This is a genomic window from Kitasatospora sp. NPDC029367 (assembly GCF_055569135.1).
Map to the genome: position 1 here is coordinate 12,560 of NZ_JBVHYH010000069.1, position 21,347 is coordinate 33,906.

Here is a 21,347-nt window from a genome sequence, read left to right on the forward strand (position 1 = left end):
TTGCTCCTTCGGTCACTCCTGCTCGGCTGCTCGGCACGGATCGTCCGAACATAGATCAAATCGGGCATGCACCCGGCAGTTGCCACGCCGCGCCCGGCGTTCCGCATTCAATTCGGGGGCCGCCGACCGGTCCCGCCATGACGCTGGGTGACTGGGACGGCTGGGGCGACTGGGGCGGCTGGGGCGGCTGGCACGACTGTTGACCGGCCTCCTGGTTTCCGGGCTGCGGTCAACTGCGGTAGGCGTCCCAGGAGTTGGACATCCGCTGGGCCTGCCCCGGGGTGAACTGGGACATGCAGGAGTCGTAGCCGTAGTCCATGAAGTTGTGGATCGGGTCGAGCCCGCCGCCCGGGCAGGTGTGCCGGCCCTCGGGGCAGCCGTAGGCGGCGCTGCGCTCGGGCGGGGTGTCGTCCACGTAGTCGCCCGGGAGCAGGCAGCCGCCCTGGAAGGTGTGGAAGAGGCCGAGCCAGTGGCCGATCTCGTGGGTGGCGGTGTTGCCCTCGTTGTAGTGGGTGGCGGGGCCGCCGGGCAGCGAGTCGTCCAGGATCACCACGCCGTCGTCCGTCGGGGCCGAGCGGTAGGCGTTGGGGAAGGTCGACCAGCCGAGCAGGGACTGGCCGGGGTGGGCGGTGTACAGGTTGAGGGTGCCCTGGTCCCCCTTGCGCAGGGCGCTCTTCATCGACCGCTCGGCGGCGGAGCCGGGGGTCATGCCGGAGTACCAGCCGGCGTTGTCGGTCCAGTCGGTGCCGGCCAGCTCGAAGTGGAACCGGGTGGGGGTGTTGCCCTCGCCCTGGCCGCCGTAGGTGGCGTTGAGGTGGTCGATCTGGGCGGCCACCACGCCCGCGTCCAGCCGGCCGGCGTCCCCGGAGTGGATCACGTGGACGTACACGGGGACGGTGGTCGGGGCGGCGGCCAGCTGCACGTGGGCGGGGCCGAGCTCGGTGAGCCGGTGGTCCAGGTCCGCCTGCATCGCCCGGGCCTCACCGGCGCTCACGGCGTTCGGGTCCCGGCCCGCCTGGCTGCCCGCCGGCTTCCGGGCGGCGGCGGCACCGGTGGCGGCGGCACCGGTGGCGGCGGCACCGGTGGCGGCGGCACCGGTGGCGGCGGTCTCGGCGGCGGTCTCGGCCGCGGTGCCGTCGCAGACGGCTGCCACCGTACGGTGCGGGGCCGGGGCGGCGAACTGGCTCAGACCGGCCGCGGCGACCAGCGCGGCGGCGCAGGGGAACAGGCGGGGGGCACGCGAGCGCACCCGGGCAGTACGGCGCATCAGCGCTCCTGACGGGGAGGTGACCAGGGAGGTGGCGGGGGGAGGTGACGGGGCACCGGCCGCGCCTCGGGCCCGCCCACCGGTGACCGGCGCCCGGCGCGGACCGGCCCGAGACTACGACGCCGAGAAGTCGATCTCCCGCAGGGCGCGCGCGGCACCCCGGTCGAGTACCACGGCCGACGCACAGCCGGCCGGCGGCCGCCCCGCCCCGAGCAGCTGCCCGCGCAGCCGGGCGGCCGCGCCCCGGTGCCGGGCGAAGGCGTAGCGCGAGACCCACCGGCCGCGCCGCCGCTGGCCCGCGCGGGCCTCCTGCGGGTCCACGTCGAGCAGCAGCAGGTGCACCTGGCGCCCCTGCCGGGCGGCGGCCCGGACCAGCCAGGACCGGACGAAGGGCAGCGTGCCGCAGTCGTGCACGGCCAGCGGCCCGCCGTCCAGCACCGCCCGGCGCAGTCGGCGGTAGTGCGCCAGCCGGGCCAGCGGCCGGTACAGCGCGTACGGGAGGCGGCCGGGCAGCCGGGACGCGTACTCCTCGCGGACCAGCTGGGAGTCGACCAGCGGGGCGCGGACGCTGCGGCGCATCAGGGTGCTCTTGCCGCTGCCGGGCAGCCCGGTGACGACCAGCAGGTCGTCGGCGGGGTAGCGCAGCGCGGCCGGGCCGGGGCCGCGCAGCTCGTGCACGCCAGCACGGACCGTCCGGCCGTGGGCCGCGCGGTCCACGGCAGTGCAGTCCTCGGCAGCGCGGTCCTCGGCAGCGCGGGGCGGCGGCACCCGTGGCGCCGCCGCCCGCGGTATTCGTGTCCCCGTCACCGGCCCTCCGCCCCCCGCTTCCACTCGCGTTCCCTGCCACGAGCATGGCGTATGACCAAGAACGAGTAAAGACCCGTGGTCAGGGCGGGTATGAGGGCCTCGGTGGAGGCGGGGAGAGGGCCAGCGGGTCGCTCCCCAGCGGAATCGGGTCTCAGCTGCTGGCAGGATGGCCGAATGGACGACGCCACCGCCCCCACCCGGGCCGACGAGGTCAGCCATCGTGCGGCCTGCCCGTCGGCGGTGAGCGAGGCGCTCAAGCGGCTCGCCGCAGCCACGCGCCACGACACCGCAGAGTTCGAGCAGGCGCTGTTCGGCCTGGCGCTGCTGTGCGCGGAGGCACCTGTTGAGGCTCTGGAACTCCTCGTCGCGGCTACGGCGGCACAGGATCCGATGTTGCGGCGCGCAGGGATCGAAGGCCTCGGCATCTTCGGCCCCGATGCTGTGGCGCACGCGCCGATCATCGCCACCGCGCTCTCCGACCCGGATCCCGATGTGCGGGAGGCGGCGCAGGTTTCTCTCGAAGCCGTACTCAGGCGGAACGAGCCCGACGAGGAACTCCGCGCCGCCGTTCGCCGGGCAGTCGAGCAGGTCGAGCAGGTCGAGCAGGTCGAATAACGGCAGCCGGGAGATGTTGACCCCGGCGCGGTAGCGGGCGGCAATCGCGCGGCACTTGCCGTCCAGTACTCGGTCCGGTCCGCTGTTGTGCGCGGACGGCCGGTGCTGGCCGCGCGGGCTCCGGGTGGCGTCACGGACCCGGCCGAAGGTGGTGGCGGCGCGTCGTCCCGGACCTGGACGTGCTCGAGGAGCTTCGCCCAGGTCCCGTCCGTTTCCCAGCGGGCGAACCGCTCGTAGACGGCCTAGCCGAGCTGCGGGGCCACCTGTGCGGCGACCAGCTCCAGGTGGTCGAGGTCACTCAGGTCGAGCACCTGGAGGTAGACCCGCTCACTGCCGACGGCCGCGTACCGGCCGAGCTTCTCCACCACCTCGCCCGGGGTGCCCGCCAGGCCGTTCTCCTTGAGCTCGGCCACCTCACGGCCGATCACGGCGGCCCGACGGGCCACCTCGGCGTCGTCCCGGCCGACGCAGAGCACCAGGGCGTTGGAGTACACCAGGTCGTCGGCCGAGCGTCCGACCTGCTCGACGGCCGCCCGGACCCGGCCGAACTGGGCGGCGGTGTCGTCCAGCGAGGCGAACGGCAGGTTGAACTCGTCGGCGAAGCGGGCGGCCAGCGCCGGGGTTCGCTTCGGGCCCGAGCCGCCGACCAGCACCGGAATACGCTCCTGCGCGGGCTTGGGCAGCGCGGGCGAGTCGGTGAGGGTGTAGTACTCCCCGGCGAAGTCGAAGGTGTCGCCGAGCTTGGTCCGCCACAGCCCGGTGATGATCTCCAGCTGCTCCTCCAGCCGCCCGAACTTCTCCTTCGGGAACGGGATGCCGTACGCGGCGTGCTCGGCCTCGTACCAGCCGGCGCCGAGGCCGAACTCGACCCGGCCGCCGCTCATCGCGTCGACCTGGGCCACCTGGATCGCCGTGACGCCCGGCAGCCGGAAGGTGGCGGCCGTCATCAGGGTGCCGAGCCGGATGGTGCTGGTGTCGCGGGCCAGGCCGGCCAGCGTGATCCAGGCGTCGGTGGGGCCGGGCAGGCCGTCCACGTCGCCCATCTTGAGGTAGTGGTCGGAACGGAAGAAGGCGCTGAACACGCCGAGTTCCTCGGCGGTGCGGGCGACCTTGAGGAGGGTGTCGTAGCTCGCGCCCTGCTGGGGCTCGGTGAAGATGCGGAGATCCATGCGGGCCATTCTGGTACGGATCACCCGCTCGGGAACGCAGGGAATCGGCCATGCCACGGAACGTTCCGAAGGTGGCCAAGGTCTCAACACGGAACCGTCACGTCCCGGCTCGCCACCACAGCGGCTCGCCTACCGTGGACGGATGTTCGCGACCCCCGACGAGTCCTTCCGGCACTCCCCCGACGAGCCGGCCGGCTGCCCGCTGCCGGGCATCGTGGCCGCTTTCACGCCCCGGCTGGCCGAGTTCGCCTTCGAGCCCGGCTTCGTCGCGGCCGTCGACCAGCACGCGGCGATGCTGCGCGAGCTGCTGTACGCGCAGGGACCGGAGCTCGCGCCCCGGCCGCTGGACCGTGAGGAACTGTCGGACTACGCGCTCGGCTTCCTGGACGCGCTCACCGAGATCGGCTGGCGGGAGCCGGTCGGCTACGACTACGCCGTGACCAGGCTGACGGCGATCTGCTGGCTGGTGCGTAACCAGGGCCTGCTGGAGGTCTGATCCGAGGGGCGGAGGGGCGACGGGGCGGAGGGCGGGATCGGTGGACCCGGTCCGCCGATCCCGCTCCGCCGATGCCGGTTCGCCGATCCCGGACAGCGGAATCGCGGGTCGTGGGGGAAATATGCAGACCGGTCTACAGGGCCTCTCACTGAGCCCTGTAGACCGGTCTACCTATCTCGTGTTGAGCCCGATGGATATGTTGAGCCCGATGGATATGTAGACCGGTCTAGAGATCTCCCGTCAGGCCGGGTGGCCAGGTAGACCGGAGGAACCGGGTAGACCCCGGGGACCGGGTAGACCGGGTAGACACCGGGGGCCGGGTAAACCGGGAGGGGCAACCGAGGGGACCCGGGTGGACGGCGGACCGGGCGGACCGGGCGGACCGGGCGGACCGAAAAGCCAGGTAGACCGGTCTACCGATTCTCACCCGGGTCGATCCCCGGCACCGGCGGGTTGCCCGGGCCGGTCTGGGTGGTCGGCCGGATCGGCTGGTTGGCCAGCGCGTCCGAGCGGCCGGCCTGGTAGGCGGTGCCGCGCAGCCGGGCGGTCTCCTGCTCCGCGCTGTCCAGCCACCGCTCCCAGCGCTGCCGCATCGGCATGATCAGGCCGCCGCCGACGCCGACCACCAGCACCCCGGTGACGGTGGCCAGCGCCGCGATCAGCACCGGTCCGGTGATCGCGGTCGCGATCCCGGCCTGGCCGAGCGCCGCGATCACCCCGAGCCCCACGATGAACGCCCAGGCCACCGTGGAGACGGTGCGCCCGTACGAGGCACCCGACAGCGCGTTGCCGACGATGTCGCGCACGCCGTTGGCGATGGCCATCGCCACCACCACGATCGCGACCGCGACGATGCCCCTGGGCAGCCAGGCGACGATGCTGTGGATCATCACGCTGATCGGGTTCGGCCCGAAGACGCCGAAGGCCAGCTGGAGCGCCATCAGCAGGACCGCGTAGTAGACGATCTTGCAGATGATGCCGGTCATGTCGTACTTGGAACCGCTCAGGTACCGGGCCATCCCGGCCCGTGCGGCGACCTTCTCGGAGCCCACGCGGCGCAGCACGCGGTCCAGGATCCGGGCGATCGCCTTGGCCACGAACCAGCCGATGGCCAGGATCACCAGGAAGGCGATGAACTGCGGGACGACCTTGGCGATCTTGCCCCAGGCCTGGGTGAAACCCGACCCGAAGTCGACGGAGAGTGCGAGCTGCTGAGCCACGAAGTCCTCCACTCGGTGACACCGCGCCACGAGCGGCGCAGGCGACCCCCCTTTGTGGATAGCAGCACCCCGCCCCTGCCGCGCGCGCCGGAGTGTCCGGGATGGTTCCGTCGGGTGAACGGTCCCGCCATCCGCACGCGTACAGTGACGGTCCGGGCCGACGGCGGCGGGGACGGGGGCCACGGACTACGGATCCACGATGACGGGGCGGGACGGAGCTGGACTGTGCTGGACGGTGCGAAGGTGAGCGGTGGCGGTGCGGGCTCGGACGCCACCGCAGGCGAAGGTACGGGCACGGGCACGGGCGCAGGTACGAGTAACGGTCCGGGCACCGGACCGGGTACCGCGCACCGGGCGCTGCGCTGGCAGGTGCGGCCCCCGGCGGCCAGGGCCGCCGTCCTGGTCCTGCACGGCGGTGAGGAGCACAACCTCGCCCGGCCCCGCCGGCTCAACCTCCCGCTGCTGCGGATGCACGGCTTCCTGCGTGCCCTGGCCCGGGAGACCGCGGGTCAGGGCGTCGCCGTCGCCACCGTCCGCTACCGCCACCGCGGCTGGAACGGCGCCCGCGCCGACGCCGCCCGGGACGCGTCCGCCGCGCTCGACGACCTGACGGCCGCGCTCGGCCCGGTGCCCACCGTCCTGGTCGGCCACTCCATGGGCGGCCGCGCCGCGCTGCGGGTCGGTGGCCACCCGTCCGTCACCGGCCTGGTCGCCCTCGCCCCCTGGTGCCCGGCCTCCGACCCCTGCGAGCAGCTCACCGACCGCGACGTCCTGTTGCTGCACGGCGACCGCGACACCGTCACCCTGCCCGCCGACACCCGCGCCTTCGCCGCCCGCAGCCGCGCCGCCGGCGCCCGGGTCTGCGGCTACACCGTCGTCGGCAGCGGCCACGCCATGCTCCAGCGCATCCCCGACTGGCACCGCGCCACCACCCGCCTCACCACCGCCCTCCTCGGCCTCCGCCCTCTCCCGGCCGAGACCGCCTCCGCGCTGGCCCTCCCGCCCGCCTCCCCCGAGGCCCTCGCCCTCCCGCTCCCCCGCCAGCCCCGCACCGCCACCTCCTGACGCCGACGCCCGCAGGGCCCTGCCGGCCGATGCCGGACCTCCCCTCCTCACGGTGCGGGAGCACCGCCGCTGCGCCGCGCCCCCGAAGTTGCTCCGCGCCTTCCGAGGTTGCTGTACGCCCCCCGTTGCGAGTGGGACGAGACGGCCCGCGGCAGGCGGGCGGTCAGGCCGTCGGCAGCGGCTGAGGAGCCGCGGGGCCGGTGTAGCGGGCGGCCGGGCGGATGATCTTGGGGTCGGCGGCCTGCTCCAGGATGTTGGCACTCCAGCCGATCGCCCGGGCCGCGGCGAACGTGGGCGTGAACATCTCCCTCGGCAGGCCGCAGAGGTGCATCACCACACCGGCGTAGAACTCGACGTTGGTGTGCAGTTCGCGACCCGGCTTGAGCTCGGCCAGGATCGCCTCGACCCGGGCCTCCACCTGGACGGCGAGGTCGACGAGTTCACCGCCGAAGGATTCGGCGACGCCGCGCAGCATGCGGGACCGCGGGTCCTCGGTCCGGTAGACGGCGTGGCCGAAGCCCATGATCCGGTCGCCGGCCAGTACGTGCTCGCGGATCCAGCCGTCGATCCGGTCCGGGGTGCCGATCGCGTCCAGTGTGTCCAGGGCCCGGCTGGGCGCGCCGCCGTGCAGTGGCCCCGAGAGCGCGCCGAGCCCGCCGACCAGGCAGGCGACGAGGTCGGCCCCGGTGGAGGCGATCACCCGGGCGGTGAAGGTGGAGGCGTTGAAGCCGTGGTCCACCGTGGAGATCAGGTACTGCTCGATCGCCCGGGCCTCGGCGGGCCCGGGCTCCTCGCCGGTCAGCATGTAGAGGTAGTTGGCCGCGTAACCGAGGTCGTCGCGCGGTTCCACCGGCTGCCGGCCCTGCTGCAGTCGGTGCAGCGCGGTCAGGACGGTGGGAACCAGCGCGGTGGCGAACAGCGCGTCCTCGATCCGCTGCTCGGGCGCGGTGTCGTAGAGGGGGCGCATGCCGCGGTCGGCGGCGGCGACCGAGAGCGCGGCGCCCAGGGTGGCGAGCGGGCCGCCGTGCGCGGTGCCCGCCGCCAGCGCGGGCAGGAGCGGGCGCAGTGCGTCCGGCAGGCGGCGCAGTGGGGTGGTGCGGGCGAGGAATGCGGCGCGGCCGGCTGCGTCCGGCAGTTCGCCGAGGAGCATCAGGTGCCAGACGTCCTCCAGGGTGCGCTGTTCGGCGAGGTCGATCGCCGAGTACTGGCGGTAGCGGTAGAAGCCCTCCAGGCCGCGGACGTCGCCGAGTTCGGTCTCGGTGACCACGACGCCCTTGAGGCCGCGGGGGACCTCGATCTCGGTGGTGCTCGGCATGGCAGTGGCCCTTCTCGTGGATCTTCCCGGCTGCGTGCTTCCGGCGACGTTCTGTACTCTCCGACCGTTGATCCATGTTGTCAATGTTGATTGAAATCAATGTGTAATACTGTGGATCGTCAAGGCGCGAAGGCGCCACAGGACGACGAGGGCGGACGATGGCCGAACGCTTGACCACCCAGCAGGTCGCCGAGCAGCTCGGCGTGAAGGTGGAGACGGTGTACGCCTACGCCAGCCGCGGGCAGCTCAGCAGCGAGCGGGCCCCCGGAGGCAAGGGCAGCACCTTCGACGCCCGCGAGGTCGCCGAGCTGGCCACCCGCGGCCGTCGCGCGCCGGTGCGACCGGTGGCGGCAGCGCCGTCGGGCGCCGAACCGGGGTGGGGGACCGAACCGGTCGGGGTCCGGACCGGGCTGACCCTGATCGAGGACGGCCGGCTCTACTACCGCGGCCGCGACGCCGTCGAGCTGGCCGCCGAGCACGGCTTCGAGGCCGGGATCGGCTGGTTCTGGGGGCTGGGCACCGAAGCCCCGGTGGAGCTGCGGGTGCCGCCGGCCACCGCCGAGGCGCTGGCCCGTACCGCCTCCACGCTGCCCGACGGAATCCGGCTGCCCGACCGGCTCCGGATCGCGGTCACCGTCGCCGCCGCGCTCGACCCGCTCCGCTTCGACCTGCGCGAACAGACCGTCCGGGCCGCCGGGGCGGCTCTGATCGCCGGGATGGTGGAGGCCCTGCCGCGCACCGCGCCCGACCCCGGGCCCGACGCCCCGCTGGCCGCGCGGCTGTGGAGCCGACTGGCGACCGCCGCCGCCGCGCCCGGGGAGCTGGCCTGCCTGGACCGGGCCCTCGTGCTGCTGATCGACCACGAACTGGCGGTCTCCACCGTGGCGGCGCGGGTGGCCGCCTCGGCGCGGGCACATCCGTACGCGGTGGTCTCCGCCGGACTGGGTGCCACCGACGGCCCCCTGCACGGCGCGGCCAGCCCACTGGCGCACCGGATGCTCGCCGAGGTACTGGCCGACGGCGCGGTGCCCGTGGTCTCCGACTACCTGCGCACCGGCCGACCGATCCCGGGGCTCGGCCACCGGCTCTACCCGGACGGCGACCCCCGGGCGGTCGCCCTGCTCGACGCGGTCCGTCGACTCGACGGCGGAGCGGAGGTGGTGGCGGCGGTCGCCGCGGTGGAGGCGGCCGCGGGCCCGGCCGGCCGGCCCGCCCAGCGGGCCAACATCGACCTGGCGCTGGCCGCCATGGCACTGACCGCCGGACTGCCCGCGGAGGCCGGCGAGGTGGTCTTCGCCGTGGCCCGCACCCCCGGCTGGCTGGCCCACGCGATGGAGGAGTACCGCGAGGAGCCCCTGCGGATGCGGGCCCGGGCCACCTACACCGGGCCGCGCCCGCAGGGCGCCGAGGCGGACTCCGGGACGGACCCCGGGACGGGCTCCGGGGCGGGCTCCGCGCTCAGTCGGTGAAGTCCTCGCCGCTGTCAGGGGGTGGTGGCCGGCGCTCGCTCCCCACCGTGTTCGCCCAGGTCGGTCGCCTTGGGGGCCACGACCCGGTTCCGGCGCTCTCACGGGTCTCTCATCGCGGCGGGCCAGAATGCACGCCGCAGGGAATGGGCGCCGCGGAGTGGACGCCGCAGGAATGAACGCCGCGGGAGTGGACGCCGTCCACCGCCGAGCCGAGGGAGCACCATGGACGACACCGCCGCCCGCCCCGACGCCGCCGGCAGCGGCGACCGCCCGGACTGGCGCGTCCTGGTCGTCGACGACGAACCGGACCTGGTCGAGGTGGTCTGCGGCGCCGTCCGCTACGAGGGCTGGCAGGCCCGCGGCGCGACCACCGGCCTGGAGGCCGTCCGGGAGGCGGCGCACTGGCGGCCCCACGCCGTGGTCCTCGACGTGATGCTGCCCGACCTCGACGGACTGGAGGTGCTGCGCCGGATCCACGCCGAGCAGCCCGAGGTACGGGTGCTCTTCCTCACCGCCCGGGACGCCGTCGAGGAGCGGATCGCGGGGATCGCGGCCGGTGGTGACGACTACGTGACCAAGCCGTTCAGCCTGGCCGAGGTGGTGGTCCGGCTGCGCGGGCTGCTGCGCCGGGCCGCTCCGACGGACGGACCGCGCCGACCGCCCGCGCACGCCCTGGTGCTCGGCGACCTCGTCCTGGACGACCGGGCCCGCGAGGTGACCAGGGACGGCGAGACCATCGAGCTCAGCCCGACCGAGTACGCGCTGCTCGCCCACCTGATGCGCCACCCCCGGCAGGTGCTCAGCAAGGCGCAGATCCTGGACGCGGTCTGGTCGTACGACTTCGGCGGGCAGGCACACATCGTGGAGCTGTACATCAGCTACCTGCGCAAGAAGCTGGACGCGGGCCGCAGCCCGATGATCCACACCGTCCGGGGCGCGGGCTACCTGATCAAGGCCGCGCAATGAGGCGGGCCGCCGCACGGGCCGTGAGGGCCCTGCGGAAGCCGCTGCCCCGTACGCTCCGAGCACGCCTGATCGCCGGACTGCTGGTGCTGCTGGTGGTCACCTGCGCCGCCGTCGGCTTCGCCACCGCCGCCGCCCTGCGGCACTTCCTGGTCGACCGCCTGGACCAGCAGCTCGCCGAGGCCGGCGGCCGCTACGCCGCCAGCCTGGAGCACACCGGCACCGGCGCCGGTCCGGACACCCGGGCCCAGACCCCCGGCACCCTGGGCGTCCGGCTGCTCGGGGGCCGGGTCACCGCCGCCGGGGTGGTCGACGGGGACGCCGACGACGTCGACAACCCGGACGACGCGGACGACCGGGTCACCTTCACGCCCGACGAACAGCACCGCCTGGCCGCCCTGCCACCGGGCGGCCCGGCCCGCACCCTGGACCTCGGCGGCACCCTGGGCCACTACCGGGTCCGGGCGGTGGCAGGCCGGGACGGCGACGTGCTGGTCAGCGGGCTGCCGATGGGCCCGGCCGAGGACACCGTGACACGGCTGGAGACCCTGGAGCTGACCGTCTTCGCGATCGCCGTCGCCGCGGCCGGTGGGGCCGGGGCGGTCTGGGTCGGCTGGTCGCTGCGCCCGCTGCGCCGGGTGGTCGGCATGGCCGAGCGGGTGAGCGCGCTGCCGCTCGCCAGCGGCGCGGTGATGCTCGCCGAGCGGGTCCCGGACGACGACCCGCGCACCGAGGTCGGCCGGGTCGGCGCGGCGCTCAACCGGATGCTCGGCCACGTCGGCGACGCGCTGGCCCGCCGGCACGCGGTCGAGGAGCGGCTGCGTGGCTTCGCCGCCGACGCCAGCCACGAACTGCGCACCCCGGTCGCCGCCGTCCGCGGCCATGCCGAACTGGCGCTGCGCCACCCGGGCCAGGTGCCCGGCGAGGTGCGGCACTCGCTGGAGCGGATCGACGCCGAGGCGCTGCGGATGGGCGCGATCGTCGAGGACCTGCTGCTGCTCGCCCGGCTGGACGCGGGCCGCCCACTGGCCGGGGACGAGGTGGACCTCACCCGGATCGCGCTGAACGCCGTGGCCGACGCCCGGGCGGCCGGCCCCGACCATCGCTGGCGCCTGGCGCTGCCCGAGGAGCCGGTGCTGGTGCGCGGGGACGAGCACCGGCTGAGCCAGGTGGTGGCCAACCTGCTGGCCAACGCCCGTACCCACACTCCGGCCGGTACGGCGGTCGAGCTGCGCCTCGAACCCGGCGACGAGCACGTCGAGTTGAGCGTCACCGACGAGGGCCCGGGGATCCCGGAGGAGCTGCTGGAGCGGGTCTTCGAACGCTTCGTCCGGGGCGACCGGGCCCGCTCCCGGACCACCGGCTCGACCGGGCTGGGCCTGGCCATCGTCCGGGCCGTGGTCCAGGCGCACGGCGGCACGGTCGAGGCGACCAGTCGGCCCGGCCGCACCACCTTCACGGTGCGGCTGCGTCAGCCCGTACGGCCGCCTCGGGCGTGACGGCCGCCTGGGGCGTGACGGCCGTCGTGGCGGTCGTGTCCGTCGTGGCCGTCGCATCCGGCACCGCCGTACGGAAGCGCCGACGGTAGTCGGTCGGCGTGGTGTCCAGTCGGCGGCGGAAGGCCCGCACCAGGGTGTCGGTGGTGCCGAACCCGCAGGCGGTGGCGATGCGTTCGAGGGTGTCGTCGCCCGACTCCAGCCGGTGGCGGGCGAGTTCGACCCGGGCCGACTCGACGTAGGCGCTCGGGGTGGTGCCCAGCTCGGACTTGAAGATCCGGACCAACTGCCGTTCGCTGAGGTGCGCGTGGGCCGCGAGCTCGGGCACGGTGAGCCGGCCGGTCAGGTTGCGCAGGACGTGGTGGCGCAGCTCCTCGATCCGCCGGGTGGTCGAGACCGGCTCCAGCGGGACGCTGAACTGGCTCTGGCCGCTGGGGCGTTTGAGGTACATCACCAGCTGGCGGGCGACCCGCAGCGCGAGCTCCTCGCCAAAGTCCTCGGCGACCAGGGCGAGCGAGAGGTCCAGGCAGGCGCTGATGCCCGCGCCCGTCCAGACCTCGCCCGCGCGGATGAAGATCGGGTCCGCGTCGACCTCGATCTGCGGGTACTCGGCGGCGAGTTGGCCCGCGGTCGACCAGTGGGTGGTGGCCCGCTTGCCGTCCAGCAGCCCGGCGGCGGCCAGCAGGTGCGCGCCGACGCACACCGAGGCGACCCGGCGCGAACGGGCCGCCAGCCGGCGCACCTGCTCGACCACCTCCGGGTCGGCCAACGCCCTGACCCGCCCGGCCTGGTCGACCTCCACCGACCCGGGCACCAGCAGGGTGTCGATGCCGCCCTCGGCGGCGGCCCGGTCGAAGGTCAGGTCGGGCAGGATCCGCACCCCGGCGGCGGTGGTGACCGGCTCGGCGGTGGCGGCGGCCAGCACCACCCGGTAGCCGACCGCGTCACCGGTCTCCCGCCGGAGCAGCGCGAACACCTCGGGCGGTCCGGTGACGTCCAACAGGTCGACCCCCTCGAACAGGACGATGACGACCAGCCGCTGCGCGCTCTCCACGGGCCCTCCCCCTCTCGCTCGATCTCCGCCGACGCGGATGCGCCGCCACCGACGCCGAGGCCAACACCGCCACCGACGCGGGCGCCGGCACCCGACGCCGATGTCGGATTCTGCACGTTGGACGGCATTGCCGCCATGCCGGGCCCGCCCGTAGCGTTCCTGGGGCGGGCCGCACCACGCGTGACCTGCCCCGATACCCTCCCAGCCCCGAAGGCGGTACAGCCATGCCCGGCACCACCCCGAGCACCCGCACCACCCCACGCACCCTCACCCCACGCACCCTCACCCTGCGCACGCTCACCGGCCTCGACGACAAGCCCGCCCGGCTCGGCGCGAGCACCCTCCTCCTGGTCGACTACCAGAACACCTACACCCGCGGCGTGATGGAGCTGACCGGCTGGCGCGAGGCCCTCGACGCGGCCGCCGGCCTGCTCGCCCGGGCCCGGGCCGAGGGCGCCACCGTCATCCACGTCGTCAACGACGGCGGCGCCGGCACCCCGTACGACATCCGCGAGGAGATCGGGCGGATCCACCCGGCGGTGGCCCCGGCCGAGGGCGAGCGGGTGGTGGTGAAGCAGGCCCCGGACGCCTTCGTCGGCACCGAGCTGGGCGAACTGGTCGACGCGGCCGGCCACCAGGAGGTCGTGGTCGCCGGGTTCATGACCCACATGTGCGTCGCCTTCACCGCCGCCGGCGCATTCCTGCGCGGCAACCGCCCCACCGTGGTCGCCGACGCCTGCGCGACCCGCCCGCTGAACTCCGGCACCGAGGAGCTCACCGCGGCCCAGGTCCACCGCGGCGCGCTCGCCACCGTCGGGGACCTGTACGGCGTGGTCGTCGAGTCAGCGGCCGAGCTGGACTGAGCGGCCCGCGGCCCGTCCGCCGACCGCGCCCGCTGCTCGTCCACCGGCGTCCGCACCGGCGGGGCGCCCCGGTCCGTCACCCGGGGCACCCCGCCCGGGCGAGGCGACGACCTCCGCCCCCGCCGGACCGCCGCCCCGCCGGCCCTCCGAGCCTGCCGGGTCCGAGGCCCGCCGGGCAATCGATTCGGCCCTCGCCGAACGGTCTTGCGGACCGGCCGCCCACGGGGTGACGATCCTGTCCGTGCTGCGAATCATCTTCGGTGCGGACGACCTGGACCGCGTCCGGGTGGCGGAGCGTCCTGACATGTCGATGGAGCTGTCCCTCAGCGTCCACGGCCTGGTCAGCGGCCACTGCGATCCACGCTTCCAGGTGTGGCGCAACCGGCTGCGGGCGTCCTGGAACCCGCGGACCGCGCTGCTCTTCGACCTCTACACCCCCTCGGCCATCCCGGAGTTCCTCACCGTGCGCCGTGACCCCGGCGCCACCGAGAGCGCCACCGCCGAGGCGCCCGAGGAGCCGCTCCGCGACCACCTGCGATCGGTCGGCGGGACCCGGCAGTTGAGCGCCTTCGCGCGCGGCGTGGCGGCGGGCGACCGGCGGGCCCGGCGGCTGCTCGGCAACGTCACCGCCGACTACCAGACCCGCGCGATCGACCCGTACCGGCGGCAGATCGAGACCATCGTCACCACCGACCACGGCCGGCGCCGCCGGCTCGGCGAACCGGACCGGGTCCTCGCCTCGCTGCACCCGTCGGTCTCCTGGCGCCGCCCGGTGCTCAGCTTCCCGCTGGTGGGGTCCTGCCGGCACGACATCCGGCTGGACGGTCGCGGACTCCTGCTCCAGCCCTGCGTGTTCGGCCCCCGCCGCCCCGTCATCGCCCGCTTCGAGGACCCCCGGCAGCAGCCCGTCCTCCTCTACCCGGCGAGGATCGGCGGCCCCTTGCAGCCCGAGCCCGAACCCACCCCGAGCCGCAACCTCACCGCGCTGCTCGGCCAGACCCGCGCCGCCGCCCTGGAGGCCATCGCCACCCACGGCCCGTGCTCCACCAAGGACCTGGCCGGGCTGCTGGACATCTCCACGGCCTCCGCCAGCGAACACGCCACCGTCCTCGCCGACTCCGGCCTCACCGCCAAGGACCGCGAGGGCCGCACCGTCACCCACCGCCCCACCCCGCTCGGCCGCGCCCTCCTCGCCGGCCACCTCCCTCCCCCGTCCTCCGACCCGGCGTAGGGCGTCCACTGCCGCCCCCAGGGGGGCGGCAGTGGACGGCTGGCCGGACCCCGGCGCGGCGTCAGACCAGTGCGGCCTCGATCAGGTCGGCGGCCCTCGACGCGCCGCCGCCCGCGCGGACCTCCGCACTGAGTTCGGCCAGCCGGGCCGCCACCGCCGGGTCGGTGGTCAGCTCCAGGACGGCGGAGCGCAGCGCCTCGGCGGTGGCCTGCTCGGTGTCCAGGCGCCGGGCGACGCCGAGTTCGACCAGCCGGTCCGCGTTGTCGAACTGGTCGGCGGCCTGGGGCACCGCCACCATGGGCAGCCCGCAGTACAGGCCTTCGCTGCACCCGCCCATCCCCGCGTGGGTGATGAACGCGTCGGCCTGCCGCAGCACCGCGAACTGCGGTACCCAGGGGTGCACTTCGACGTTGGCCGGGATCGGCCCCAGCTCCGCCGGGTCGGTCGCCTTGCCGACCTGGAGCACGACGTGCCAGCCGGGAAGGTCCCCGAAGGCCTCCAGGCACGCCCGGTAGAAGGCCGGCTGGTGGGTGAAGGCGGAGCCGAGCGAGACCAGCAGGACCTTCTGCGCGCCCTGCGGCCGGGTCCAACTGCCCTGGTGCTCGCGGTTGTCCAGGCAGGGGCCGGCGAAGGAGAAGACCTCGGGGTCGATCTCCTCGAGCGCGCTCTGCAGCGCCCGGGGGATCAGCGCGACCCCGCGGTCGGGCCGCAGCATGTACGAGAACATGTCCTGGGACGCCACCCCGTTCTCGGCCAGCCACTTGGCGAAGCGCTCCGGGACGCCCTCCGCCTCCAGGGCCGCCATGACCGTCCGGAACGGCTCCACCTGGGGGTCGGCCTGGGCGACCCGGGACGGCAGTACCAGCACCGACGGCACGCCCCAGCCGTCGGCCAGAACCCGTCCCGCGTACGCCATGAAGTCGTACAGCACCAGGTCGGGCCGGTCGTCGTGGAACGCCTCCCGCATCCGGGGCAGCATCGCCCGTGCCTCGCCGAAGACCATGCCGTGGATGTTGGTCCCGGGCGCGACCGCACGGCCCTTGAGGACCTCCAGGCCGGTCTGGTACGGCACGAGCCGGGCGCCGGTGGTCCCGATCTGCTCGGCGAACGCCGGGTCGTTGACATAACTGACGCGGTGGCCACGGGAGACCAGCTCCCGAATCACGTCCAGGCTGGGGTTGACGTGGCCGTGCGCCGGGATGTTCACCATCGCGATGTGTGCTGGACGGGGCATGTCGGTACCTCTCCGCATGGTCAGCAGAATCCTGTGCGTGAGCTTCTGACGTTACGTCATGTTCCGGGTGGGCAGGCGGGCAGGGTGGCCCGGGCCTCGGTCAGCGCCCGCGCGCAGGTCTCCAGCTGCCGCGCGAACCCGCCCCGCACCGGGGTGGTCCCTCGGGTCGAGGCGGGTGGTGTTCGTACCGGGGGTGCCGCGATGAGAAAGCCGTGAGATCAACGGGGGTCGTTCGTAGCCCTCGTATGGCCTCTGACCAGGGCAAACGGCCCTCGTGGCGGGCGTCGGGGCCGGGCCCGTTCAGAGGTGACTCAGAGCTTGCGGTGCCATCGTGGACCGCCCCGGCGGGGCCGTGCCGCCGCCGGGAGTCAAGGAGGTTCCCCGATGGCCACTGCCACCGCACCGAAGTCCCGGCGGGCGCCGGCCGGACCACGTCACCGGGCGGCCGAGCGCCCGCCGCTCGCGCTGCCGCCGGGCGCCGCGCTCGGCCTGGTCGCCGCCGGCGTGCTCGGCGTGCTCGGGCTGTGGTGGGCGGACACCGCCTCGGTGGCCGGGGCGGCCGGCTGGCTGACCGGCGCCGGGCGGATCACCGGGCTGCTCGCCGGGTACGCCGCGCCGGTGCTGCTCCTGCTGATGGCCCGGCTGCCGGCGGTGGAGCGCGGGGTCGGCGCCGACCGGCTGGCCCGCTGGCACGCGTACGGCGGCCGCTGGCTGGTCGGCCTGGTCACCGTGCACCTGCTGACCGTGGTCTGGGGCTATGCGCTCACCGACGGGCGCGGGCCGCTCGCCGAGGGCGTGGAGATCGTGTTCCACTACCCCGACATGCTCAAGGCCGCCTTCGGCACCCTGCTGATGCTCGGCACCGGAGCGGTCTCCGCCCGGGCGGCCCGCCGCCGACTCTCCTACGAGACCTGGTACTACCTGCACCTGGCCACCTACCTCGCGGTGGCACTGGCCTTCGCCCACCAGCTGACCACCGGCGCCGACCTCGGCGGCGGGCCCGGCCGGGCCGCCTGGTACGCGCTCTACTTCGGGACGGCGGCGCTGCTCGGCTGGTTCCGGCTGCTGCGGCCCTGGCTGCTCGACCGGCGGCACGGACTGCGGGTCGCCGAGGTCCGGCCGGAGGGGCCGGGCGTGGTGTCGCTGTTCCTGGCCGGTCGGCGGCTGGACGAACTCCGCGCCGAGCCCGGCCAGTTCTTCCGCCTCCAGTTCCAGGCCCCCGGACTGCGCTGGGCCGCCAACCCGTACTCGCTGTCCGCGCCGGCCCACCCGGACTTCCTCCGGTTCACCGTCAAGGACCTCGGCGGCCACAGCGCCGCCGTCGCCCGGCTGCGCCCGGGCACCCGGGTCCGGGCCGAGGGGCCGTACGGGGCGTTCACCGGACGGCGGCAGCGCCGGCGCCGGGTGCTGCTGCTCGGGGTGGGCGTCGGGATCACCCCGCTGCGGGCCCTGTTCGAGACCCTGCCGGGCGAGGTGACCCTGGTGCAGCGGGCCCGGCGCGCCGAGGACGTGCTGTTCCGGGCGGAGCTGGCGGAGGTCGCCCGGCGGCGCGGCGCGGTGGTGCACGAGCTGCTCGGCCCGCGCGAACACATCGGGGACCTCGGGGCCGCGCTGGCCCGGCTGGTGCCGGGGCTCGCGGAACACGAGGTGTACCTGTGCGGGCCCGAGGCCGTCACCGCGGAGGCCGTACGGGCGCTGCGGGCGGCCGGGGTGCGGCCGGGGCGGATCCACCACGAGTCCTTCGCCTTCTGAGCCCGCCCCGCTGCCACTCACTCGTCCAGTCACCGTGCAGTCATCGTCCAGTCATCGGAATCGTCCACTCATCGGAGGAGTCGTCCGGTCATGCGCCGAGCCGTCGTCACCAGTGCCGCCACCGCCGCCGGGGTGGTGCTGCTGCTCTCCCTCAAACCGCACCAGGCGGCCGGGAACGCGCCCGTGATCAGCTCGGGGGCGGGCACCCCGTCCGGCTCCGGATCCGGGTCCGGGTCCGGCTCGTCCTCGGGCAGCGGGACCACCGGCGCCGCCGACACCTCCGGCTCCGCCTCCCCCGCGCCCGCACCGGCGGCGGGCGGCGCCACCCGGAAGGTCAGCGGTGACACCGTCAACACCCGGTACGGCCCGGTCCAGGTGCAGGTCACCCTCGCCGGGAGCCGGATCACCGGCATCGACGTGGTCAAGTACCCCGCCGAGGACCGCCGGGACCGCGAGATCAACGCCGACGCCCTCCCCACCCTCAACCAGGAGGCGATCGCCGCGCAGAGCGCCCGGATCGACGCCGTCAGCGGCGCGACCTACACCAGCGACGGCTACACCCGCTCGCTGCAGAGCGCCCTCGACCGGGCGAAGGGCTGACGCCGGTGCTGCGGCACGCCGAGCCCGTGATGGGCACCGTGTTCTCGATCGCCGTCCGCGACCCCGGCCCCGGGACCCGCGAGGCGCTGCGGCGGATCGCCGACCGGCTGCACCGGATCGACGCGGTGTTCTCCCCGTACCGGCCGGAGAGCGACATCAGCCGGCTCGACCGGGGCGAACTGGCCCTCGCGGGCTGCGATCCCGAGGTCCGCACGGTGCTGGACGCCTGCCGCGAGGTCGCGGCCGAGACCGACGGCTACTTCACCGAGCGCCCCGGCGGCCGACTCGACCCCAGCGGCTGGGTCAAGGGCTGGGCCGTCGAGGAGGCGGCCCGGTTGCTGCGCGCCGCCGGAGCCCGGCAGTTCTGCGTCAACGGCGGCGGTGACGTGCAGACCTGCGGCGGGCCCTGGCGGATCGGCGTCGCCCACCCCGGGCGGCCGGGCGCGCTCGCCGCAGTCCTGGGCGGCAGCGACCTCGCGATCGCCACCTCCGGCACCGCCGAACGCGGCGCCCACGTCCTGGACCCGCACACCGGCCGACCGGCGGAGGGCCTCGCCTCGCTCACTTTGGTGGGCGCCCCCGGCACCGGCATCGCCCGCACCGACGCCTGGGCCACCGCCGCCTTCGCGATGGGCCCGGACCGGGCCCTCGCCTGGGCGGCCCGCCGACCCGGGGTGGAGGCACTCGCCGTCCTGCCGGACGGCACCAAGCGCTGGACCCCCGGCCTGCCCGGCCACCTGCCGCCGGCCGGGCCCGCCGACTGGCAGCTCGCCACGGCGCGCTGACGCCCGCGCGTACGGCCCACGCGCGCGGGCCCAACGAGCGCGGGCCCAACGAGCGCGCAGCCCAGGTGCGCGCGGCACCGGCAACCTCCGGGCCATTCGGACGATTTCATCCCATCAGGTGAACCCGACGATCATGCCCCCGCCCACACCGGCCCGGTCATCGATAGTGGGGGAACCACCGGGCGCCGAGGCGTCCCGTTCCCCGACGCACCACCCCCCAGGAGCCCTTCATGCCGACCGAGGCCGCCCAGCGGGTCGAACTGGTGGCCCGGCCCGGGTCGGCCGCGTGAGCGCGGCGCAGCCGGCCGGCCGGACCGCCCTGGTCGTCGTCGACCTGCAGAACGACTTCTGCGCCGGGCCGGTCGCCGCCGTGCGCTACCCCGGCGACCCGACCCGGCTCACCACCGTCGCCGCCAACACCGCCCGCGCCGTCGAGGCGGCCCGGGCCCACGGCACCGAGGTGGTCTTCGTCCGCTTCCTCGGCGACCCCGCCCACCAGGGCGCGAGCTGGCGCCACCGGGACGCCGTGCTCGGCAAGCGCCCCAAGTGCCTCGACGGCAGCTGGGGCGCCGAGTTCCACGCCGTGACGCCGAGGGCGGACGAGGCCGTGTTCACCAAGCACGCCTGCTTCGACGCCTTCCTCAGCGCGGGCTTCGAGCGGCACCTCGCCGACGGCGGCGTCCACCACCTCGCCATGGCCGGCGTGTTCGCCGACGTGTGCGTCGACAGCACCGCGCGCACCGCCTTCCAGAAGGGCTTCCACGTCACCGTCCTCGCCGACTGCACCGCGGCGCTGCACCTGCCCGACGAGGCGGTCCTCGGCTTCATGCGCCGGGTGTACGGCGCCCGGGTCACCACCCGCGACCGGCTCGACGTCTGGACCAACCCTCCCGAGACCCCCGACCCCCGACCGCAGGAGCGCACATGAGCGTCGGCGCGACCGAGACCCTCGACCCGACCGGAACCCCCGCCCCCGACGACCACGCCGCCGTCGACGACAATGCCGTCGAAAATTATGCCGCCGTCGATGACCACGCCGTGGCCGGAGAGCACGCCGTCACCGAAGGCGTGGGCCTCACCGCCGTGCTGGTCGCCGCCGCCCGGGCGATCGAGACCCACCGCCCCGACGCCCTCGCCCGCGACCCGTACGCGGAGCACTTCGTCCGCGCCGTCCCCGCCGCCGCCGACTGGCCGCTCCACCCCCGGGACGTCCCGGCCGGGGAGGCCGACCCGCTGTGGGGCCGGCTCGGCCGCTACTTCGCCCTGCGCACCCGGGCGTTGGACGACCAGCTGCTGCGCGCCGTGCAACTCGGCGCCCGGCAGGTCGTCCTGCTCGGCGCCGGGCTGGACGCCCGGGCGTACCGGCTCGACTGGCCGTCCGACTGCGCCCTCTACGAGATCGACCGGCCCGAGGTGCTGGCCTTCAAACAGGGCGTCCTGGACGGCATCGAAGCCCGTCCGACGACCCCGCACCGCGTCGCCGTCGGCGCCGACCTGCGCACCGACTGGGCCCACGCGCTCACCGCCGCCGGCTTCCGCCCCGACCGGCCCACTGCCTGGCTGGCCGAAGGTCTGCTGCTCTTCCTGCCCGGCACCGCCGAACGCGAACTCTTCGCCAGCGTCGACCGGCTCAGCGCGCCCGGCTCCACCCTCGCCTACGAGGCCAAGTTCGGCTTCGAGTCCGCGGCCGTCCGCGGCAACCCCGTCTACACCGCCACCCGGGACCGGACCGGCATCGACCTGCCGGCCCTCTTCGACGCCGAACCCCGCCCCGACACCTCCGCCGACCTCCGCGCACACGGCTGGTCCACCACCGACCACACCCCCTTCGAGTTCACCCGCCACTACGGCCGCGGCCCGCTCCCCGAACCGGACGACACCCTCGCGGCCAACCGCTGGGTCTTCGCCGTCCGGCCCTGAGCCGCCGCCGACCAGATTCTGACGCG

20 protein-coding genes are annotated in these 21,347 nt (G+C 74.9%); 13 read left to right on the plus strand and 7 right to left on the minus strand.

Going from position 1 to position 21,347, the window contains the following annotated elements; all coding sequences use genetic code 11:
- Window positions 1-229 precede the first annotated feature (229 nt).
- The gene (locus tag ACZ4W5_RS29525; RefSeq protein ID WP_465657941.1) at window positions 230-1,267 is read right to left on the minus strand and encodes a zinc metalloprotease; all 1,038 of its coding nucleotides are present in this window, start codon (window positions 1,265-1,267) and stop codon (window positions 230-232) included.
- A 114-nt stretch (window positions 1,268-1,381) separates the two neighbouring features.
- A complete protein-coding gene (locus tag ACZ4W5_RS29530; protein WP_465657942.1) occupies window positions 1,382-1,984 on the minus strand; it encodes an AAA family ATPase in 603 nt (200 codons plus the stop codon).
- A gap of 264 nt (window positions 1,985-2,248) precedes the next feature.
- Between ACZ4W5_RS29530 and ACZ4W5_RS29535 the strand changes: the two genes are divergently transcribed.
- Window positions 2,249-2,689, plus strand: a complete 441-nt coding sequence (locus ACZ4W5_RS29535; RefSeq protein ID WP_465657944.1) for a HEAT repeat domain-containing protein — start codon at window positions 2,249-2,251, stop codon at window positions 2,687-2,689.
- 242 nt (window positions 2,690-2,931) lie between these two features.
- On the opposite strand, the gene ACZ4W5_RS29540 is transcribed toward ACZ4W5_RS29535, so the two are convergent.
- On the minus strand, window positions 2,932-3,858 hold the full coding sequence (locus ACZ4W5_RS29540) for an LLM class F420-dependent oxidoreductase (RefSeq protein ID WP_360234441.1): 927 nt from the start codon (window positions 3,856-3,858) through the stop codon (window positions 2,932-2,934).
- A gap of 142 nt (window positions 3,859-4,000) precedes the next feature.
- On the opposite strand from ACZ4W5_RS29540, the gene ACZ4W5_RS29545 reads away from it, so the two are divergent.
- On the plus strand, window positions 4,001-4,354 hold the full coding sequence (locus tag ACZ4W5_RS29545; protein WP_360234444.1) for a DUF6401 family natural product biosynthesis protein: 354 nt from the start codon (window positions 4,001-4,003) through the stop codon (window positions 4,352-4,354).
- Window positions 4,355-4,767: 413 nt separating this feature from the next.
- Here ACZ4W5_RS29545 and ACZ4W5_RS29550 read toward each other — a convergent pair whose 3' ends face one another.
- The gene (locus tag ACZ4W5_RS29550; RefSeq protein WP_360234447.1) at window positions 4,768-5,574 is read right to left on the minus strand and encodes a mechanosensitive ion channel family protein; all 807 of its coding nucleotides are present in this window, start codon (window positions 5,572-5,574) and stop codon (window positions 4,768-4,770) included.
- 225 nt (window positions 5,575-5,799) lie between these two features.
- On the opposite strand from ACZ4W5_RS29550, the gene ACZ4W5_RS29555 reads away from it, so the two are divergent.
- Window positions 5,800-6,639: an alpha/beta hydrolase gene (locus ACZ4W5_RS29555; RefSeq protein ID WP_465657946.1), complete on the plus strand. Its 840-nt coding sequence runs from the start codon at window positions 5,800-5,802 to the stop codon at window positions 6,637-6,639.
- A gap of 163 nt (window positions 6,640-6,802) precedes the next feature.
- Here the strand turns inward: ACZ4W5_RS29555 and ACZ4W5_RS29560 are convergent, their stop codons facing one another.
- On the minus strand, window positions 6,803-7,954 hold the full coding sequence (locus ACZ4W5_RS29560) for a citrate/2-methylcitrate synthase (protein WP_465657948.1): 1,152 nt from the start codon (window positions 7,952-7,954) through the stop codon (window positions 6,803-6,805).
- 158 nt (window positions 7,955-8,112) lie between these two features.
- Between ACZ4W5_RS29560 and ACZ4W5_RS29565 the strand changes: the two genes are divergently transcribed.
- The 3 genes from ACZ4W5_RS29565 to ACZ4W5_RS29575 all read left to right on the plus strand — a co-directional run bounded on the left by ACZ4W5_RS29565 (window position 8,113) and on the right by ACZ4W5_RS29575 (window position 11,885).
- A complete protein-coding gene (locus ACZ4W5_RS29565) occupies window positions 8,113-9,423 on the plus strand; it encodes a citrate synthase (protein WP_465657950.1) in 1,311 nt (436 codons plus the stop codon).
- Window positions 9,424-9,645: 222 nt separating this feature from the next.
- A complete protein-coding gene (locus tag ACZ4W5_RS29570; RefSeq protein WP_465657952.1) occupies window positions 9,646-10,389 on the plus strand; it encodes a response regulator transcription factor in 744 nt (247 codons plus the stop codon).
- Window positions 10,386-11,885, plus strand: a complete 1,500-nt coding sequence (locus tag ACZ4W5_RS29575) for a sensor histidine kinase (RefSeq protein ID WP_465657954.1) — start codon at window positions 10,386-10,388, stop codon at window positions 11,883-11,885. The genes ACZ4W5_RS29570 and ACZ4W5_RS29575 overlap by 4 nt, the downstream gene beginning before the upstream one ends.
- Here the strand turns inward: ACZ4W5_RS29575 and ACZ4W5_RS29580 are convergent.
- Window positions 11,842-12,936 carry a GlxA family transcriptional regulator gene (locus ACZ4W5_RS29580; protein WP_465657956.1) on the minus strand — a complete coding sequence of 365 codons (1,095 nt, stop codon included), beginning with the start codon at window positions 12,934-12,936 and terminating at the stop codon, window positions 11,842-11,844. The genes ACZ4W5_RS29575 and ACZ4W5_RS29580 overlap by 44 nt on opposite strands.
- A gap of 224 nt (window positions 12,937-13,160) precedes the next feature.
- On the opposite strand from ACZ4W5_RS29580, the gene ACZ4W5_RS29585 reads away from it, so the two are divergent.
- Both ACZ4W5_RS29585 and ACZ4W5_RS29590 read left to right on the plus strand, forming a co-directional pair.
- Window positions 13,161-13,799, plus strand: coding sequence for an isochorismatase family protein (locus ACZ4W5_RS29585; RefSeq protein WP_465657957.1), 639 nt, complete (start codon window positions 13,161-13,163; stop codon window positions 13,797-13,799).
- 241 nt (window positions 13,800-14,040) lie between these two features.
- Window positions 14,041-15,030 carry an ArsR/SmtB family transcription factor gene (locus tag ACZ4W5_RS29590; protein ID WP_465657959.1) on the plus strand — a complete coding sequence of 330 codons (990 nt, stop codon included), beginning with the start codon at window positions 14,041-14,043 and terminating at the stop codon, window positions 15,028-15,030.
- Window positions 15,031-15,091: 61 nt separating this feature from the next.
- Here ACZ4W5_RS29590 and ACZ4W5_RS29595 read toward each other — a convergent pair whose 3' ends face one another.
- Entirely contained in the window at window positions 15,092-16,282 is a 1,191-nt protein-coding gene (locus ACZ4W5_RS29595) for a macrolide family glycosyltransferase (protein WP_465657961.1), read from the minus strand.
- Window positions 16,283-16,648: 366 nt separating this feature from the next.
- On the opposite strand from ACZ4W5_RS29595, the gene ACZ4W5_RS29600 reads away from it, so the two are divergent.
- From ACZ4W5_RS29600 to ACZ4W5_RS29620, 5 genes are all read left to right on the plus strand, one after another.
- Window positions 16,649-18,016 carry a ferredoxin reductase family protein gene (locus ACZ4W5_RS29600; protein WP_465657963.1) on the plus strand — a complete coding sequence of 456 codons (1,368 nt, stop codon included), beginning with the start codon at window positions 16,649-16,651 and terminating at the stop codon, window positions 18,014-18,016.
- Between the two features lie 90 nt (window positions 18,017-18,106).
- Complete coding sequence (locus tag ACZ4W5_RS29605; protein WP_465657965.1) at window positions 18,107-18,616, plus strand: FMN-binding protein; 510 nt, start codon at window positions 18,107-18,109, stop codon at window positions 18,614-18,616.
- A gap of 29 nt (window positions 18,617-18,645) precedes the next feature.
- Window positions 18,646-19,401 carry an FAD:protein FMN transferase gene (locus tag ACZ4W5_RS29610; RefSeq protein WP_465657981.1) on the plus strand — a complete coding sequence of 252 codons (756 nt, stop codon included), beginning with the start codon at window positions 18,646-18,648 and terminating at the stop codon, window positions 19,399-19,401.
- A gap of 286 nt (window positions 19,402-19,687) precedes the next feature.
- Window positions 19,688-20,329 (plus strand): cysteine hydrolase family protein, encoded by a 642-nt coding sequence (locus tag ACZ4W5_RS29615; protein ID WP_465657967.1) that lies wholly within the window; start codon window positions 19,688-19,690, stop codon window positions 20,327-20,329.
- Complete coding sequence (locus tag ACZ4W5_RS29620) at window positions 20,326-21,321, plus strand: class I SAM-dependent methyltransferase (protein ID WP_465657968.1); 996 nt, start codon at window positions 20,326-20,328, stop codon at window positions 21,319-21,321. The genes ACZ4W5_RS29615 and ACZ4W5_RS29620 overlap by 4 nt, the downstream gene beginning before the upstream one ends.
- The last annotated feature ends 26 nt before the right edge of the window (window positions 21,322-21,347 follow it).

What these genes read in the sequence shown, in the direction of transcription:
- ACZ4W5_RS29525 (WP_465657941.1), bottom strand. Translation starts at nt 1,267, where the DNA reads ATGCGCCGTACTGCCCGGGTGCGCTCGCGTGCCCCCCGCCTGTTCCCC.
- ACZ4W5_RS29535 (WP_465657944.1), top strand. Translation starts at nt 2,249, where the DNA reads ATGGACGACGCCACCGCCCCCACCCGGGCCGACGAGGTCAGCCATCGT.
- ACZ4W5_RS29540 (WP_360234441.1), bottom strand. Translation starts at nt 3,858, where the DNA reads ATGGATCTCCGCATCTTCACCGAGCCCCAGCAGGGCGCGAGCTACGAC.
- ACZ4W5_RS29545 (WP_360234444.1), top strand. Translation starts at nt 4,001, where the DNA reads ATGTTCGCGACCCCCGACGAGTCCTTCCGGCACTCCCCCGACGAGCCG.
- ACZ4W5_RS29560 (WP_465657948.1), bottom strand. Translation starts at nt 7,954, where the DNA reads ATGCCGAGCACCACCGAGATCGAGGTCCCCCGCGGCCTCAAGGGCGTC.
- ACZ4W5_RS29565 (WP_465657950.1), top strand. Translation starts at nt 8,113, where the DNA reads ATGGCCGAACGCTTGACCACCCAGCAGGTCGCCGAGCAGCTCGGCGTG.
- ACZ4W5_RS29570 (WP_465657952.1), top strand. Translation starts at nt 9,646, where the DNA reads ATGGACGACACCGCCGCCCGCCCCGACGCCGCCGGCAGCGGCGACCGC.
- ACZ4W5_RS29575 (WP_465657954.1), top strand. Translation starts at nt 10,386, where the DNA reads ATGAGGCGGGCCGCCGCACGGGCCGTGAGGGCCCTGCGGAAGCCGCTG.
- ACZ4W5_RS29585 (WP_465657957.1), top strand. Translation starts at nt 13,161, where the DNA reads ATGCCCGGCACCACCCCGAGCACCCGCACCACCCCACGCACCCTCACC.
- ACZ4W5_RS29595 (WP_465657961.1), bottom strand. Translation starts at nt 16,282, where the DNA reads ATGCGGAGAGGTACCGACATGCCCCGTCCAGCACACATCGCGATGGTG.
- ACZ4W5_RS29600 (WP_465657963.1), top strand. Translation starts at nt 16,649, where the DNA reads ATGGCCACTGCCACCGCACCGAAGTCCCGGCGGGCGCCGGCCGGACCA.
- ACZ4W5_RS29605 (WP_465657965.1), top strand. Translation starts at nt 18,107, where the DNA reads ATGCGCCGAGCCGTCGTCACCAGTGCCGCCACCGCCGCCGGGGTGGTG.
- ACZ4W5_RS29610 (WP_465657981.1), top strand. Translation starts at nt 18,646, where the DNA reads ATGGGCACCGTGTTCTCGATCGCCGTCCGCGACCCCGGCCCCGGGACC.
- ACZ4W5_RS29620 (WP_465657968.1), top strand. Translation starts at nt 20,326, where the DNA reads ATGAGCGTCGGCGCGACCGAGACCCTCGACCCGACCGGAACCCCCGCC.